Below are 16,390 nucleotides of genomic sequence, written 5' to 3' on the forward strand. Positions count from 1 at the left end.
TCGGGGGGCCCAGCGGGAGCGATTGCGAATTCGATTGCCGGATTGAAAGGACTTTCATTCCGGTTTTGAAAGGTGGCACAATTGCGGGCAATTCAAATAAGGCATTGAACCGCCATCGCGTTCATCCATTTCTCCCGCCCGGGCGAAATGCACGCTCTTCTGACCCGGAGTCACCATGGATCTTTCCACCTATACGCTTCCCGAACTTCGCCGCCTTCAGGCCAAGGTGGAAAGCGAAATTCGTCGTCGCAGCGACGTCACCCGCCGCAACCTGATCAAGCGCATGCAGAAGATGGCCGCCGATGAGGGCCTGTCGCTCGACGACCTGCTCGAAGGCGGTGCGGTGGCTGCAACCGAATCCAAGCCCGTCGCAAAGCGCGGCCGACGCGCGGCCGCAAAGGCGGCCAAGCCGGCGCCAGTGATCAAGTACCGCAACCCCGCCAATCCCGAACAGGGCTGGAGCGGCCGTGGGCGCAAACCGCAGTGGGCGCTCGACTGGATCGCGCAAGGCAAGTCGCTGGACGAACTCGCCGCCTGATTCAAGGAACCGGCGGCGACACGTGCGTCGTCTGCATCGTGACAACAGGCCGCCGTTGCGGATCAACACCGCAACGGCGGCTTTTATTCATGCTGCAGGCGGAATCGTGACTCCCGCGCGACTTCGCTGAATATGCACGCCCACCCGGCGCACGTCTTTCATCACGCCAATCTTTGCAACCTTCAGCTTCACCCAAGGCGCACCGAACTCCTCGAAAAGGAGTTGCACCACGAATTCGCCGAGGCTTTCGATCAGGTTGAAATGACGCTCCCCCAATTCGCGCCGAATGCGTGCGGTGACCACCGCATAGTCGATGGTGTCGGCGATGTCGTCATGCTCGGCGGCAGCCTCGGGGACGCCGAATGTCAGATTGAGTTCGACGGTCTGCGGCCCGGTCTTCTCACGCTCGTAGATGCCGACCCACGCCTTGACGCGCAATTCCTCGATGAAGATGAAATCCATGCTGCTTCCCGTTTAGAATCCGGCAGATTCTAGCGCGCCAGCGCGCACGCGCCCGGAAAAGCTGCCGGTCGGATAACGATGCAGCGAAGCCCGCTTCGTCCTCGACCCGGCAGCACAGCGGGGTCTGCGGAGCCCAGCCGGCCCACAACCAAGCACCACCTAATCGACAAGCCGCTCGGGACGACCCGGCGGTGGAGCCATGATGTCACTTCTGCTGCTGCTCATCGCCGCCTATCTCGTCGGCTCGATCCCCTTCGCCATCGTCACCAGCAGGCTTTTCGGCCTGGAAGATCCGCGCAAGTACGGTTCCGGCAACCCGGGCGCAACCAACGTCCTGCGCAGCGGCAACAAGGGCGCGGCCGCGCTGACCCTGCTCGGCGACAGCCTCAAGGGCTGGTTCGCCGTATGGGCGGCAACGCAACTCGGCTTCGACCTCGGCCAGGCGGCGCTCGCGGGGCTTGCAGCCTTCCTCGGCCATGTATTCTCGATGTTCCTGCGCTTCAACGGCGGCAAGGGGGTCGCCACCGCGCTCGGCGTGCTCGCCGGCGTCGACGCACGGATCGCGATCTTCTGCGCGGTCATCTGGCTGATGGTCGCCTACACCTCGCGCTACTCCTCGGCGGCGGCGCTCTCGGCGGCAGCCGCAGCCCCGGTCGCCGCATTCATGTTTCTCGGCCCAAAGCTCGCGGTCGGCGTGCTCGCCGTCATGTCGGCGGTGCTGATCTGGCGCCACAAGGAGAACATTGCGCGCCTGCGCGCCGGAACCGAGGGCAGGATCGGCGGCAAGAAGAAGGACAACCCGCCCGAGGCCTGACCAGGAAGACTCCGGGTCGGCGGCGGCCTCCCCTACCGTCAATCCGCCGGCCGCGGCGGCCGAAGTTCGATCAGCGGCCAACGTGGCCGGATGCGCACCGCCCCCGCCCGCGACCCACGATCACCCGCCGCGAGTCGCAGCGCACCGGCGAAGGCGATCATCGCACCGTTGTCGGTGCACAGCGCGGGCTCCGGGTAATGCACCCGCCCGCCCCGCTTGGCGAGGGCCGCGTCGAGGGTCTCACGCAGGCGGCGGTTCGCCCCCACGCCACCGGCTACCACGAGCGTCTTCAGGCCGACCTTCTTCAGCGCGGCGAGCGCCTTCGCGCACAACACCTCGACCACCGCCTGCTGGAACTCCGCCGCGAGATCGGCGATGCCTTCGGCATTCCAGGCGGGCGCCGAGACCTGATTGAGCACGGCGGTTTTGAGCCCGCTGAAGCTGAAGTCGAGATCGCCCGAGTGCAGCATCGGCCGCGGCAACCGGAAACGGCCGGGTACGCCCTGCTCGGCGAGCTTCGCCAGCTGTGGGCCACCCGGATAGCCGAGACCGAGGAGCTTGGCGGTCTTGTCGAAGGCCTCGCCTGCGGCATCGTCCACCGACTCGCCCAGAAGGGCGTAATCGCCGACGCCCCGCACCCGCATCAGTTGCGTGTGCCCGCCCGACACCAGCAAGGCGACGAAGGGAAAGCCTGGCGGGTCTGCCGACAGCAGGGGCGACAGCAGATGTCCCTCGAGATGATGCACGGGCAGCGCCGGAATGCCACGCGCGAGCGCGAAGGCCTCCGCCACGCTGGCCCCGACCAGCAGCGCCCCCGCCAAGCCCGGACCGGAGGTGTAGGCAACCGCATCGACCCCGTCGGCATCGAGGCCGGCATCGGCCAGTGTCTGTCTCAGCAGCACGGGCAGGCGCCGGATGTGGTCGCGCGAGGCGAGCTCCGGCACCACGCCACCATAGGCTGCGTGCAGGTCGATCTGCGAATGCAGGCGATGCGCGAGCAGGCCGGCGTCGGTGTCGTAGAGCGCCACGCCGGTCTCGTCGCAGGAGGTTTCGATGCCGAGGACTTTCATGGGGTAAGGGTGCATTTGCTTGATTCGGTGTTGCATTTTAGCGCGCGGCGACCACTTTCCGACGGTCGCGGGCCTTGTCTTCTGCAGGCTTGTGGTTTATATTCGCGGTCTTTCTGCCCACCAGACACCCAAGGAAGTCCGCAATGCCCGGTATCCGCGTCAAGGAAAACGAGCCGTTTGAAGTTGCGATCCGCCGCTTCAAGCGCACCATCGAGAAGACCGGTGTGCTGACCGAACTGCGCTCGCGCGAGTTCTACGAGAAGCCCACCGCCGAGCGCAAGCGCAAGCTGGCCGCCGCAGTGAAGCGCAACCACAAGCGCCTGCGCAGCCAGACGCTGCCGCCGAAGCTGTACTGATTCTCCTCGCACCCCGCCTCGCGGGGCTGCCTGCACGCCGGCCGGAGGTCACTCGACCCTCGCCCGGCGTGATGCTTTTTCACGACCGCTCGGGCGCTCGCGGCACGTCTGAACGTGCTTCGCGACCACGCCCGACATGTTCGCGCGCGCGATGATTCCACAGTCCTTCGTCCAGGAACTGCTGTCCCGCGTCGACATCGTCGACGTCATCGAACGCTACGTGCCGCTGAAGAAGAGCGGCGCAAACTACTTCGCCTGCTGCCCGTTCCACGGCGAAAAGTCCGCATCCTTCTCGGTGAGCCCGTCGAAGCAGTTCTATCACTGCTTTGGCTGCGGCGTGCACGGCAGCGCGGTCGGCTTCCTGATGGAATACAGCGGGCTGGGCTTCGTCGACGCGGTGAAGGAGCTCGCCAGCCAGGTCGGCTTGCAGGTACCCGACGACGGCCGCGCGACTGGCCCGGCGCAGGACGACGCCAGCGAGCGCCTGTACGAAGCCATGGCCGTGGCCGCCCGCTTCTACCGCGACCAGTTGAAGCCGGCACGCCAGGCCATCGACTACCTCAAGCGTCGCGGACTGTCCGGCCAGGTGGCCGCCCGCTTCGACCTGGGCTACGCCCCCGACGAATGGCAGGCGCTGGAAAAGGTCTTCCCCGACTACCAGGCAAAGTCGCTCGCCGACGCCGGACTGGTGATCGACAACGACCAGGGCCGGCGCTACGACCGCTTCCGCAACCGCATCATCTTTCCGATCCACGATCGCCGGGGCCGCATCATCGCTTTCGGCGGGCGCGTGCTCGACAAGGGCGAACCCAAGTACCTCAACTCGCCCGAGACCCCCCTGTTCGAGAAGGGGCGCGAACTCTACGGACTCTTCCTCGCCCAGAAGGCGATCCGTGACGCCGGCTTCGCAGTGGTGGTCGAAGGCTACATGGACGTGGTGGCGCTCGCCCAGTTCGGCATCGAAAACGCGGTGGCGACACTCGGCACGGCGACCACGCCACAGCATGTTCACACCCTGCTGCGCCAGACCGACCGCATCGTATTCTGTTTCGACGGCGACGCCGCCGGCCGCCGCGCGGCATGGCGCGCGCTCGAGAACGCGCTGGAGTCGCTGCGCGATGATGCCACCCTTGCCTTCCTGTTCCTGCCTGCCGAGCACGACCCGGACTCCTTCGTCCGCGCCGAGGGCGCCGAAGCCTTCCGCAAGGCAGCCCTCGCCGCCACCCCGCTGGCGCGCTTCCTGATCCAGGAGCTTTCCGGCCGCCATGCACTCGACAGCGCCGAGGGGCGCGCCGCCTTCGTGCATGAGGCGGCGCCGCTGGTCACGCGCATCGCCGCGCCGCTGCTCAAGCTGCAGGTCGTCAAGTCGGTCGCTGAGACCGCAGGCATGACCCAGGGCGAGGTCGAATATGCCCTCGAGCAACTCGCCGCCAGCGCGCCGCGCCGGCGTGGCGCCGACGCCCAGCCCGCCGCGCGCGCGCCCACGGAGACGAGCGCCGCCCTTTCCCCTGCCCCCGGGGAGGACAGGCGTGGCGCCAGGGCACGACCCGGCCCCCAGAGCTTCACCCCCCGCCCTCGCCCCGGAGGCCGGCGCAAACCGCCATCGACGGCCGGCACCCTGTTGCGCTTGGTCCTGCAGCATCCGACCTGGGCGGCGCGATTGCCGGTCGACCTGATCCCCGGCGACAGCCCGGAAGGCCTCGCCCTGATCGCGATCATCGACCTGATCAGCCTCGGCGAGCCCGTGCCGGCTGGCGGCCTTGGCGCACTCATCGAGCGCTTTCGCGACACGCCGCACGGAGAGACGCTCTCGCGCGTCGCCGCGGAACTCGTGGACGCGGAATTCGACGAAGCCGTGGTCGAGACCCTGTTCGACGATGCCTTGCGCAAGCTCCATGCAGACAGTGTGGGCAACGAGATCGCCGCACTGCTACAACGGGATCGTGAGCAAGGCCTCGATGCAAGCGCACGCCACCGCCTGAGCGAACTGCTGCTGGAGAAGCGGAACCTGGTCGCCGGCGGCAAAGTCTCAGATTTATAGTACAATTTCGGGTTTCCCATTTTCTTACACCCTCACCTGAGGAGTGCTATGGCACGCGAAAAAGCCAAGGACCCGCGCAAGGACGCGCCTGCAAAGGGCCGCCCTTCGAAGGCCAAGGACAAGGCAACGCCCCTCGTCGAAAGCCCCACTGCAACGCCGCTCGATGCGGAGGTGCGGCGCACGCGGCTGAAGACCCTGATCACCCTCGGCAAGGAGCGCGGCTATCTCACTTACGCGGAGATCAGCGACCACCTGCCCGACGACGTTGCCGATGCCGAACAGATCGAAGGCATCATCGCGACGTTCAACAACATGGGGATTCAGGTCTATGACGAGGCTCCGGCCGCAGAAGACCTGCTCATGTCGGACAGCGTCGCGACCAACGTCGACGAGGACGTCGCCGAGGAGGAGGCCGAGCAGGCGCTGTCCTCGGTCGACTCCGAGTTCGGTCGCACCACCGACCCCGTGCGCATGTACATGCGCGAGATGGGCACGGTCGAGCTGCTCACCCGCGAGGGCGAAATCGAGATCGCCAAGCGCATCGAAGACGGCCTCAAGCACATGGTGCAGGCCATCTCCGCCTGCCCGACCACGATCGCCGAGATGCTCGAGATCGTCGACCGCATCTCCCGCGACGAAGCCAAGATCGATGAACTCGTCGACGGCCTGATCGACCCCAACGCCAGCAGCGAAGAAGGCGCCGACGACGAAGCAGCGGCCGCGGGCACCGAGGACGAGGACGGCGAGGACGAGGAGAGCGGCGACGACAGCAGCGACGACAGCGACGAAGACGAGGACGACGCCGACAGCGCCGAACGCGCCAATGCTGCTTCGCTGCTCCAGCTGAAGAACGATGCGCTCGCCCGCTTCGAAGTCATTCGCGCGCTGTACGCGAAGAAGATGGCGATCCTCGACAAGAAGGATTCGCAGGACAAGGCCTATCTCGATCTCAAGCAGCAGATCTCGGACGAGCTGCTCAACATCCGTTTCACCGCCAAGGCCATCGAGAAGCTGTGCGACTCGGTGCGCCACATGGTCGAACAGGTGCGCAGCCACGAGCGTCAGATCCTGCAGCTCTGCGTGGATCGCGCCGGCATGCCGCGCCAGCACTTCATCAAGGTCTTCCCCGGCCAGGAGGTGAACCTCGACTGGCTCAAGGACGAGATCGCCTCAGGCAAGAACTACGCCGAAGGCCTGATGCGGATCCACCCCGCGGTGCTCGAGGAGCAGCAGAAGCTCATCGACCTGCAGGACCGGATCGGCATTCCGCTCAAGGAACTCAAGGACATCAACCGCCAGATGTCCACCGGCGAAGCCAAGATGCGCCGCGCCAAGCGCGAGATGACCGAGGCCAACCTGCGCCTGGTGATCTCGATCGCCAAGAAGTACACCAATCGCGGCCTGCAGTTCCTCGACCTGATCCAGGAAGGCAACATCGGCCTGATGAAGGCGGTGGACAAGTTCGAATACCGGCGCGGCTACAAGTTCTCGACCTATGCCACCTGGTGGATCCGCCAGGCGATCACGCGCTCGATCGCCGACCAGGCGCGCACCATCCGCATCCCGGTGCACATGATCGAGACGATCAACAAGATGAACCGCATCAGCCGCCAGATTCTGCAGGAAACCGGCCAGGAGCCGGACCCCGCGACGCTGGCCGAGAAGATGGAGATGCCCGAGGAGAAGATCCGCAAGATCATGAAGATCTCCAAGGAACCGATCTCCATGGAGACGCCGATCGGCGACGACGACGACTCGCACCTGGGCGACTTCATCGAGGACACCGCCACCCTGGCCCCGGCCGAGGCGGCGATGTATTCCGGGCTGCGCGACGCCACCTGCGAGGTGCTCGACTCGTTGACCCAGCGCGAGGCGAAGGTGCTGCGCATGCGCTTCGGCATCGAGATGAACACCGACCACACGCTGGAAGAGGTCGGCAAGCAGTTCGACGTGACCCGCGAGCGCATCCGCCAGATCGAAGCCAAGGCACTGCGCAAGCTGCGCCACCCGAGCCGCTCGGAGAAGCTGCGCAGCTTCCTCGACAGCGACGCATAGAGGTTCCAGTAGCACCGGGCCTCTAGCTCATGCCTGGTTAGAGCAGCGGACTCATAATCCGTTGGTGCTGGGTTCGACTCCCAGGGGGCCCACCAACTGCATCAAGCACAACGCCAGCCCTTCGGGGTTGGCGTTGTGCTTTCAGGAGCACCATCTCGTCATGCGCGGTACAGCCGTGCTCGCCTGTCGTCAAATCGGGAGGCAATCGACACGAAGGGCTGTGGTGTCGAAGTCGTCGACACATCGGTCGGCGTCGAAGCGAAAAGCCGCGCCGTAGACGTGACGATGGGGACCGAAGTCCCCACCGGCTTTTCTTTGGTAACAAGGCTCAAGCAGCCTCGGCATAGGCCTTAAGCGGCCAGTGCGAAACGCTCATCGTTGGCGTTTATGGATTTGCGCGGATTACGTCCGTCGCCTCTCGGGTTGCCTGCTCACCTTTGCCCGCCCTGTCGAAACCGGTACACCCCCACCCAAACACATTCCCGAATGCGCTTGGGTGGAGGTGAGGGGAATCGAACCCCTGTCCAGAACGCCTCCAGATTGCCGGGATTACAACCATGGCCGTGATCTTACGCAGATCGCACTCCGCATTCAATGGCTTACGCCCAGCACGTTTGTAAGCAAATGCGGGCCTCGACCGACGCCAAGCCCCCGATCCGCAAGGGAACGCGCCGCAGGCGCACACGGAATTCCGACCGCCGCGGCGCACGGGCGCACCACGCTAAGCCTTGGGCACCCGTCCCATCAGGTAGAAGGGCTCGTTGGGCGGCGTGCCGGTGAGATGCACGAGGCGGTTGCTCATGCTGAAGAAGGCGGTGATCGCGCCGATGTCCCAGATCGCCTCGTCGTCGAAGCCATGCGCGCGCAAGAGCTCGACGTCGGCGTCCTCGACCTCTCCGCCACGGGTGCTGAGCTTGAGCGCGAAGTCGAGCATCGCGCGCTGGCGAGGCGTGATCTCGGCCTTGCGATAGTTGGTGGCGAGTTGATCGGCGACGCGCGGATTCTTCGCCCGGATGCGCAACACGGCGCCGTGGGCGACCACGCAGTAGAGGCACTGGCCCGCCGCCGAGGTTGCGACGACGATCATCTCGCGCTCGGCCTTGGTGAGGCCGACATCCTTCTCCATCAGGGCGTCGTGGTAGTCGAAGAAAGCGCGAAACTCAGCCGGCCGGTGGGCCAGCATCAGGAACACGTTGGGCACGAAACCCGCCTTCTCCTGCACGGCGAGGATGCGGTCGCGGACGTCTTCGGGGATGTCGGCAAGCTCGGGGACTTTGAAGCGGCTGATGCGTTCGGTCATGCAGGACTCTCCTGAAGTGTTCGTGGGCAGTTCTGGACAGCGATCGGCGGTCACCCCTGCCCGCAAGCGGTGTGCGAACCGTGACGCCCTTTGCGACGCCAGGGTGGGAGCGTGTGTCGTCCTTCTCGATCGGCATCGCCTTGCACATCGACGCTCCCACTGGACGCGCCCTTCGCCCTATTTCCAGTCGAAGGCGCATGGTAACCGAAGCGCCGGACCGTGCTGCAGCACTGGGCTGAAACGGCCTGTCGGGTGATAATGTCGGACTGCCGAATTAACGGACTCGAAGCAATGAAGCGTGTTGATGACTTCCGCCTGAAACTGGGTTCCAGCGAGCTCGTGCCGATCATGGTGGGCGGCATGGGGGTGGATATTTCCACCGCCGATCTCGCCCTCGAGGCCGCCCGCCTGGGAGGCATCGGGCACATCTCCGACGCCATGCTGCCGACCGTGTCCGACCGGCGCTACAACACCAAGTACGTCAAGAACAAGCTGCAGCAGTACAAGTTCAACGTTGCCAATGCCGACAAGTCCGTGGTGCAGTTCGACCTCGGCCTCATCGCCGAGGCGACCGCGACCCACGTCAGCCGCACCATGGAGCGCAAGCGCGGGCCGGGCATGGTGTTCATCAACTGCATGGAAAAGCTGACGATGAACGCGCCCAAGGAGACCCTTCGCGTTCGCCTTCGCACCGCGATGGATCACGGCATCGACGGCATCACGCTGGCCGCCGGCCTGCACCTGGGCTCGTTCGCGCTGATCGAGGACCACCCGCGCTTCCGCGACGTGCAGCTCGGCATCATCGTCAGTTCGCTGCGCGCGCTGCAGCTCTTCCTCAAGAAGAGCGCGCGCACCGGGCGCATGCCCGACTACGTCGTGGTCGAAGGTCCGCTTGCTGGCGGTCACCTCGGCTTTGGCATGGACTGGGCGGAATACGACCTCGCCACCATCGTCGCCGAGATCCGCGACTGGATGCGCGAGCAGCAACTCGAGATCCCGCTCATTCCCGCGGGCGGCATCTTCACCGGCACCGATGCGGTGAATTTCCTCGAGGCCGGAGCCGCCGGCGTGCAGGTCGCGACGCGATTCACGGTGACGAAGGAATGCGGCTTGCCCGACGAGGTCAAGCAGGACTATTTCAAGGCCGAGGAGGACGAGATCGAGGTCAACCAGATTTCACCCACGGGCTACCCGATGCGCATGCTGAAGAGCAGCCCGGCGATCGGCTCGGGCATCCGCCCCAACTGCGAGGCCTACGGATACCTGCTCGACTCCACCGGCAACTGCCAGTACATCGAGGCCTACAACCGCGAGGTGGCGGCCCACCCCGACGCGAAGAAGGTCAAGGTGTTCGACAAGACCTGTCTGTGCACCCACATGCGCAACTTCGACTGCTGGACCTGCGGCCACTACACCTACCGCCTCAAGGACACCACCTTGCGCGAGGACAACGGCGACTACCGGATTCTGTCGGCCGAGCACGTATTCCGGGACTACCAGTTCAGCACCGACGGCAAGATCGCCCTGCCCGAGTGAAGACACCGCGCGCGCGGCTCAGCGGCACGCGCGCGGATGCGGAATAGTTCCTCGGCAGCCCGTTCGCGTGCCGGGATACTCCGCGCATGAATTCCTCATCCGACCGTCCGATGCTGGTCGCCGTCGTCGACGACACCCCGCTCAATCTCATCCTGATGAGCAAGCTGGTCGATCGCCTCGGCCAGACCCGCGCCCAAGCCTTCGAGCGGCCGGCGGAGGCGCTCTCATGGTGCATTCGGCACGAGCCCGACCTGGTCATCGTCGACTACATGATGCCGGACATGGACGGGCTCGAATTCATCCGCCGCCTGCGCAGCGTACGCAACCGCGACGACCTGCCCATCCTCATGGTCACCGCGAGCCACGAGCGCCCCGTCCGCTACGAGGCACTCGACTGCGGTGCCAGCGACTTCCTCACCAAACCGATCGACGGCCGCGAATTCGAAGTCCGCGTCCGCAACATGCTCAAGCTGCGCGAGGCGCACCTGGCAAGCCGGCAACGCGCCGAACTGCTCGCCGAGGAGGTGCGCAAGGCCACGGCCGCCATCGTCGACCGCGAGCGCGAGACCATTACCCGGCTGGCGCGCGCGGCCGAATTCCGCGACCCGGAAACCGGCGCCCACATCCAGCGCATGGCCCACTACTCGGCGCTGATCGCCCAGCAGCTCGGGCACGCCCCAGACTTCATCGACGCCTTGATGATGGCCGCGCCGATGCACGATGTCGGCAAGCTCGGCATCCCCGACACCATCCTGCTCAAGGCCGGGCGGCTCACCCCAGAAGAGTTCGCGGTGATGAAGCAGCACCCGGCAATCGGTTACGACATCCTCAAGGACTCGTCATCGAGCATCCTGCGCCTGGGCGCCTCGATCGCCCTCACCCACCACGAGAAGTTTGACGGCACGGGTTACCCGCAGCAGCTCGCCGGCGCAGCCATCCCGATCGAGGGACGCATCGTCGCCGTCGCCGACGTCTTCGACGCCCTCACCTCTGCGCGGCCCTACAAACCGGCGTGGCCGCTCTCGCGCGCGATCGCGCTGCTGCGCGAGGGTCGCGGCTCGCACTTCGATGCAGATTGCGTCGATGCGCTGCTGCAGGGCTGGGACGCGGTGCAAGACATCCGGCTGCGCTTCCGCGACGAAGGCGAGTCCGCCTTCGCCCCTGTTCCGCAGCAATGAACCCGCTCAGCGCCGGCGCTCGATGAGCTCGACCTTGTAGCCGTCCGGATCCTCGACGAACGCGATCACGGTGGTCCCGTGCTTCATCGGACCCGCCTCGCGCACCACTTTCCCGCCGCGCACACGGATGTCGTCGCAGGCCTTCCTCGCATCCTCGACCTCGAGTGCGATGTGCCCGTAGGCCGTGCCCAGCTCGTAGCGATCGACGCCCCAGTTGTAGGTCAGCTCGAGCACCGCGGCATCGGCCTCGTCCTCATAGCCGACGAAGGCGAGCGTGAACTGGCCGTCCGGGTAGTCCTGGCGCCGCAGCAGGCGCATGCCGAGCACCTCGGTGTAGAACGCGAGCGAGCGGTCGAGGTCGCCGACGCGGAGCATGGTGTGAAGGATTCGCATGTTGAGGTTCCTCTTGGAGTGTGGATCTCAGTCTTCGCCGTCGAAGCGGCCGCTGTCGGCGGCCGGCGCCGCGGCGAGCACCGGCAGGCTTGCGGCCGCCCTGCGCAGGGCAGCGCGCGCATCGCGCCAGTCGGGGTAGAGCCGCTCGACCACCGCCCAGAAACGCGGCGAATGGTTCATCTCGAGCAGGTGCGCCACCTCGTGCGCGACGACGTAGTCGATCAGGTCTGGCGGCAGATGGATCAGCCGCCAGTGCAGGCGGATGCCCGAGCGGCTGCTGCAGCTTCCCCAGCGCGTACGCGCATTGGAAAGCCGTACCGCAGGCACGGCAAGGCCGAGGCGATGACAATACTCCTCGACCCGTCCGCGATACCAGGTCAGCGCGCGCAGCTGCAGGGCGCGCAACAGCGCACGCAGGGGATCGACGGCGGTCGGCAGCAGGAGTTCCTCGCCGCCCTCGGGCCGCAGCCGCCAGCGCGTGCTGCGCCCATCGTGGAGGCGAAGCACGAACGCCTCCCCGAACAGCGGCAGGGACGCGCCATCCACGATCTCGACCGGAGGCGTCGCCGTGACCGCCGCGCGCGCCTGCAGGCGATCGAGCAACCAGCGCCCATGGCTGAACACGAAGCGCTCGATCTCGCCCAGCGGCGCGCGCAGCGGCGCGGCGACCCGCGCGCCACGATGATCGACCTGCAGCGCGAACGAGCGCCGTGCCGAGCGCCGCACGACGAGGTCGACCCGCGTGCCGTCGATGACGAGGCTGTGCGCCCGCTCCTGCGCAGCCGGCCGTCGGCCCAGGATCAAACCTTGTCTTCCCAGCTGAGGCCGCGGGCGCTCAGGTCGGCCGTGATGCACGCCATGGCCTCCGCGACGCGTGCACTCGCCCCCTTCATGCCGAGTTCCAGCGAGCGACGCTGACCTTCGGCGGCGATGGTCGGCAGGCTGAACAGCGTGGTGTCGGGAAAGTCCGCGGTGACCTGTCGCATCAGGCCGATGAGCTGACCCTCATAGACATCCCATACCGTGACCGCCTGCTCGACGTAGTCCTCGGCGTGGTGCAGATGGGCGTAGTGGGTGTCGAGCACCCACTCGACCATCGGCCAGGCCATCACCGGAAAGCCGGGCGTGAAGTAATGCTCGCGGATCGAGAAGCCGGGAATGCGGTTGAAAGCGTTTGGAATGATCGCGCTGCCGACCGGATAGACGCCCATCTGCAGGCGCTCGGGCGTGATCTCGTCGCCGAAGCGGGCGCGGATCTCGGCCTCGGCTTCGGGGTGCAGCGCCAGCTCGAGGCCGAGCGCGGCACCGGCTGCCTCGCGGGTGCGATCGTCCGGGGTGGCCCCGATGCCGCCGAAGCTGAACACCACGTCGCCGCTGGCGAAGGTCTGGCGCAGGGTCTCGGTCAGGCGCCCGAAGTCGTCGCCGACGTAGCGCGCCCACGACAGCTTGAGCCCGCGCGCGGCGAGCAGGTCGATGAGCTTGGCGAGGTGCTTGTCGCTGCGGCGGCCGGACAGGATCTCGTCGCCGATGATGAGGGCACCGAAGTTCATGGCAGCTTCCGCGTCGAGGCGCCGGCATCGGCATCGAGCACGGTCACACCGTACTTGAGCCGATGCCGGCGCAGGGTTTCCAGCATGTAATGGACGAAGGCGAGGCCGGCGAAGGCCGGCGCCACCAGGTTGATCACCGGCACGTATGCGAGCAGCGCGCTGCCACCACCGAGCAGCAGCATCTGCGGCCGCCAGTCCTCGCGCAGACGCTGCAGTTCGGCCTTGTCGGCATGAAACATGAGCGCGTCGTAGCCGAAGGCGCGCTGGTTGAGCCAGCCGGTGAGCGCGACCGAGATCAGCAGGCCAGCGCCCGGAATCAGCCAGAACGGCAAGGACACGACGAGGGCGACCAGGAACAGCACGCCGGCGAGGATCGAGTTCCACGCGCTGCCGAGGTTGGACCCCCCATGCCGCTGCTCGAGATCCGCATAGTCGCGGCGCGCGACTTTCTCGAGCATCAGCGGCAGCGCGATGGTGGCGACCAGCATCGCCGCCGTGACATACACCAGCGGCACGATGAGCAGCGCAACCGCGATCTGGATCAGGACCAGCACGATCGCCGCCGTGGTCTCGCTGGCCGTGAGCCAGCCGTTGATGAATGTCCAGCCGCTCACCCAGCCGTACAGCCCCTCCGTGACGGGCGTCCACAGCATCACCGCGACCACCGCCCAGATCACAAGCGCAAGCAGCCCCGGCCAGAGCAGGTGCCAGAAGATGTCACGCCGCGTCAGGCTGCGGCCCGCCCGCCCGAAGGCGACGACGATGTCCTTCATCGGCAACGCATCCTCAACGCGGCATGCCCGGGAGGCCGCCCGGCATCATGCCCTTCATCGCCCGCATCATCTTGTTCATGCCGCCCTTGGAGAATTGCTTCATGACTTTCTGCGTCTGTTCGAACTGGTTCAGCAGGCGATTGACCTCCTGCACCGTGACGCCGGCTCCGGCGGCAATCCGCCGCTTGCGGCTGGCCTTGAGGAGTTCGGGCTTGGCGCGTTCGAGCGGCGTCATCGAGTTGATGATGCCTTCGATGCGACCGATCGCCTTCTCCTCCGCCCCGCCCTGCAGCTTGCCCGCGGCCTGGGCGAACTGCGCCGGCAGCTTGTCCATCATCGAGGCCAGACCACCCATCTTGCGCATCTGGGCGATCTGCTCCTTGAAGTCGTTGAGATCGAAGCCCTTGCCCGTCTTGAGCTTCTGCGCGAAGGCCTTGGCCTTCTCCTCGTCGACACCGCGGCGCGCCTCCTCGACCAGGCCGAGGATGTCGCCCATGCCGAGGATGCGACTGGCCATGCGATCGGGGTGGAAGGGCTCGAGGCCGGAGAGCTTCTCGCCGATGCCGGCGAACTTCAGCGGCTTGCCGGTGACGTGGCGCACCGACAGCGCCGCACCGCCGCGCGAGTCACCGTCGAGCTTGGTCAGTACCACACCGGTGAGCGGCAAGGCCTCGTTGAAGGCGCGCGCGGTATTGACCGCGTCCTGACCGAGCATCGCGTCGACCACGAACAAGGTCTCGATCGGCTTGACCGCGGCGTGCAGATCCTTGATCTCGGCCATCATGGCCTCGTCCACCGCGAGCCGGCCGGCGGTGTCGACCAGCAACACGTCGACATGGTGCTTGCGTGCGTAGTCGAGCGCGGCGAGCGCGATGTCGACCGGCTTCTGCACGGTCTCGGACGGGAAGAAGCCGACCCCGGCCTGCGCAGCCACCGTCTTCAACTGCTCGATCGCGGCCGGACGATAGACGTCGGTCGACACGACCAGCACCTTCTTCTTCTGCTGCTCATGCAGCAGCTTGGCGAGCTTGCCGGTGGTCGTGGTCTTGCCGGCGCCCTGCAGGCCGGCCATCAGCACCACCGCTGGCGGCTGGGTGGACAGGTCCAGCCCTTCGTGCGCTCCGCCCATGAGCGCCTTGAGCTCGTCATGCACGACGCCCACCAGGGCCTGCCCCGGCGTCAGCGAGCCGATCACCTCCTGGCCGACGGCCTTCTCCTTGACCTTGGCAACGAAGTCCTTGACCACCGGCAGCGCGACGTCTGCCTCGAGCAAGGCCATGCGCACCTCGCGCATCGCGTCCTGGATGTTCTCGTCGGTGAGGCGGGCCTGCCCGCGCAGGGTCTTGACGACTTTGGACAGGCGTTGGGTCAGATTGTCGAGCATGTTCGTACAGGCCTTGGTCGCGTGACTTGGAGTAAACTGCGGGCTAACTATGGGCACGATTCTACTTCATCTGGTTCCCGCCTCGCTTTACGCCGCCGTGGGGCTGATCTTCTGGCGTACTTGCGTGATGGGCGGCGCGGGGCATTCGCGCCAGCGCGAATGCATGAGCAGGCGCGAGCGCCTGTTGCTGCTCGCGGCGATCGTCGCCCACGGCGCAAGCCTCCATGTCGCGATCTTCCCCGGTACCGACATGCGCTTCGGCTTCGGTGTGGCGGTTTCGCTGATGGTTTGGCTGGCCGTGTGCTTCTACTGGGTCGAGACCCTCTACACGCGGCTCGACGGCCTTCATGCCGTCGTGATGCCCGCGGGCGCGTTGGCGAGCCTCGTACCACTGTTCTTTCCAGGCGGTCACGTGCTCACCAACGCGGCGTCGCCGGCCTTCCGCGTACATTTCGTCATCGCCATGCTGGCGTACAGTCTGTTCACGCTCGCCGCGCTGCACGCGATGCTGATGTCGGTTGCCAGCCGCCAGTTGCACAATGCGCGCTTCAGCCGGCTGCTCGCCGGATTGCCGCCACTGCTGACGATGGAGGCGCTGCTGTTCCGGCTGATCAGCATCGCCTTCGTGCTGCTCACGCTGACCTTGGTCACCGGCCTGCTGTTCTCCGAAACGCTGTTCGGCCAGGCCCTGCGCGCTGACCACAAGACCGTGTTTGCGGTGATCTCCTGGCTACTGTTCGGCGGCCTGCTGGTCGGGCGCTGGCTGTGGGGCTGGCGTGGCCGCGTGGCCCTGCGGTGGACGCTGGCAGGCTTCGTGGCGCTGATGCTCGCCTACGTGGGCAGCCGCTTCGTGGTCGAGGTCGTGCTCCACCGTACGGGCTGAGGGACGCGCGCCGGCGTCATTGACACGACTCCGTCCCCCACCAATACTCGCCCCCCC

General features: G+C 66.3%; 16 protein-coding genes, 1 tRNA gene and 1 other RNA gene. 9 read left to right on the forward strand and 9 right to left on the reverse strand.

From position 1 onward, the window contains the following. The first annotated feature begins 175 nt into the window (after positions 1-175). Positions 176-538 (forward strand): H-NS histone family protein, encoded by a 363-nt coding sequence (locus tag AAG895_RS14885; RefSeq protein ID WP_345792772.1) that lies wholly within the window; start codon positions 176-178, stop codon positions 536-538. Positions 539-625: 87 nt separating this feature from the next. On the opposite strand, the gene AAG895_RS14890 is transcribed toward AAG895_RS14885, so the two are convergent. Then, on the reverse strand, positions 626-1,000 hold the full coding sequence (locus AAG895_RS14890; protein ID WP_345792773.1) for a dihydroneopterin aldolase: 375 nt from the start codon (positions 998-1,000) through the stop codon (positions 626-628). A gap of 202 nt (positions 1,001-1,202) precedes the next feature. Here AAG895_RS14890 and plsY point away from each other — a divergent pair, with 202 nt between their 5' ends. Continuing rightward, positions 1,203-1,814 carry a glycerol-3-phosphate 1-O-acyltransferase PlsY gene (gene plsY, locus AAG895_RS14895; protein ID WP_345795308.1) on the forward strand — a complete coding sequence of 204 codons (612 nt, stop codon included), beginning with the start codon at positions 1,203-1,205 and terminating at the stop codon, positions 1,812-1,814. A gap of 38 nt (positions 1,815-1,852) precedes the next feature. Here the strand turns inward: plsY and tsaD are convergent, their stop codons facing one another. After that, positions 1,853-2,884: a tRNA (adenosine(37)-N6)-threonylcarbamoyltransferase complex transferase subunit TsaD gene (tsaD, locus tag AAG895_RS14900; RefSeq protein ID WP_345792774.1), complete on the reverse strand. Its 1,032-nt coding sequence runs from the start codon at positions 2,882-2,884 to the stop codon at positions 1,853-1,855. A gap of 143 nt (positions 2,885-3,027) precedes the next feature. Here tsaD and rpsU point away from each other — a divergent pair, with 143 nt between their 5' ends. From rpsU to AAG895_RS14920, 4 genes are all read left to right on the forward strand, one after another. Continuing rightward, the gene (rpsU, locus tag AAG895_RS14905) at positions 3,028-3,240 is read left to right on the forward strand and encodes a 30S ribosomal protein S21 (protein ID WP_002924646.1); all 213 of its coding nucleotides are present in this window, start codon (positions 3,028-3,030) and stop codon (positions 3,238-3,240) included. A 151-nt stretch (positions 3,241-3,391) separates the two neighbouring features. Then, the gene (gene dnaG / locus AAG895_RS14910; protein ID WP_345792775.1) at positions 3,392-5,281 is read left to right on the forward strand and encodes a DNA primase; all 1,890 of its coding nucleotides are present in this window, start codon (positions 3,392-3,394) and stop codon (positions 5,279-5,281) included. Positions 5,282-5,329: 48 nt separating this feature from the next. Beyond that, positions 5,330-7,336, forward strand: a complete 2,007-nt coding sequence (gene rpoD, locus AAG895_RS14915) for an RNA polymerase sigma factor RpoD (RefSeq protein WP_345792776.1) — start codon at positions 5,330-5,332, stop codon at positions 7,334-7,336. A gap of 16 nt (positions 7,337-7,352) precedes the next feature. Continuing rightward, positions 7,353-7,431 (forward strand) — tRNA-Ile (locus tag AAG895_RS14920). 185 nt (positions 7,432-7,616) lie between these two features. Here the strand turns inward: AAG895_RS14920 and ssrA are convergent. Next, positions 7,617-7,945: a transfer-messenger RNA gene (gene ssrA / locus AAG895_RS14925) on the reverse strand. 112 nt (positions 7,946-8,057) lie between these two features. Beyond that, complete coding sequence (locus AAG895_RS14930) at positions 8,058-8,636, reverse strand: peroxidase-related enzyme (RefSeq protein WP_345792777.1); 579 nt, start codon at positions 8,634-8,636, stop codon at positions 8,058-8,060. Positions 8,637-8,927: 291 nt separating this feature from the next. On the opposite strand from AAG895_RS14930, the gene AAG895_RS14935 reads away from it, so the two are divergent. Both AAG895_RS14935 and AAG895_RS14940 read left to right on the forward strand, forming a co-directional pair. Next, on the forward strand, positions 8,928-10,172 hold the full coding sequence (locus tag AAG895_RS14935) for a nitronate monooxygenase (protein WP_345792778.1): 1,245 nt from the start codon (positions 8,928-8,930) through the stop codon (positions 10,170-10,172). Positions 10,173-10,258: 86 nt separating this feature from the next. Then, on the forward strand, positions 10,259-11,350 hold the full coding sequence (locus tag AAG895_RS14940; protein ID WP_345792779.1) for an HD domain-containing phosphohydrolase: 1,092 nt from the start codon (positions 10,259-10,261) through the stop codon (positions 11,348-11,350). Between the two features lie 6 nt (positions 11,351-11,356). Here the strand turns inward: AAG895_RS14940 and gloA are convergent, their stop codons facing one another. The 5 genes from gloA to ffh are packed head-to-tail and all read right to left on the reverse strand — an operon-like array spanning position 11,357 to position 15,450. Then, positions 11,357-11,743 carry a lactoylglutathione lyase gene (gene gloA / locus AAG895_RS14945; protein WP_345792780.1) on the reverse strand — a complete coding sequence of 129 codons (387 nt, stop codon included), beginning with the start codon at positions 11,741-11,743 and terminating at the stop codon, positions 11,357-11,359. 27 nt (positions 11,744-11,770) lie between these two features. Further along, entirely contained in the window at positions 11,771-12,541 is a 771-nt protein-coding gene (locus tag AAG895_RS14950; protein WP_345795309.1) for a SprT family zinc-dependent metalloprotease, read from the reverse strand. Between the two features lie 2 nt (positions 12,542-12,543). Next, on the reverse strand, positions 12,544-13,293 hold the full coding sequence (locus AAG895_RS14955) for a molybdopterin-binding protein (RefSeq protein WP_345792781.1): 750 nt from the start codon (positions 13,291-13,293) through the stop codon (positions 12,544-12,546). Further along, positions 13,290-14,066 carry an EI24 domain-containing protein gene (locus AAG895_RS14960; RefSeq protein WP_345792782.1) on the reverse strand — a complete coding sequence of 259 codons (777 nt, stop codon included), beginning with the start codon at positions 14,064-14,066 and terminating at the stop codon, positions 13,290-13,292. The genes AAG895_RS14955 and AAG895_RS14960 overlap by 4 nt, the downstream gene beginning before the upstream one ends. A 13-nt stretch (positions 14,067-14,079) precedes the next feature. After that, positions 14,080-15,450, reverse strand: coding sequence for a signal recognition particle protein (ffh, locus tag AAG895_RS14965; RefSeq protein ID WP_345792783.1), 1,371 nt, complete (start codon positions 15,448-15,450; stop codon positions 14,080-14,082). A 49-nt stretch (positions 15,451-15,499) separates the two neighbouring features. Here ffh and ccsA point away from each other — a divergent pair, with 49 nt between their 5' ends. Next, the gene (gene ccsA, locus AAG895_RS14970) at positions 15,500-16,333 is read left to right on the forward strand and encodes a cytochrome c biogenesis protein CcsA (protein ID WP_345792784.1); all 834 of its coding nucleotides are present in this window, start codon (positions 15,500-15,502) and stop codon (positions 16,331-16,333) included. The last annotated feature ends 57 nt before the right edge of the window (positions 16,334-16,390 follow it).

The organism is Thauera sp. JM12B12 (assembly GCF_039614725.1).
Taxonomy (GTDB): domain Bacteria; phylum Pseudomonadota; class Gammaproteobacteria; order Burkholderiales; family Rhodocyclaceae; genus Thauera.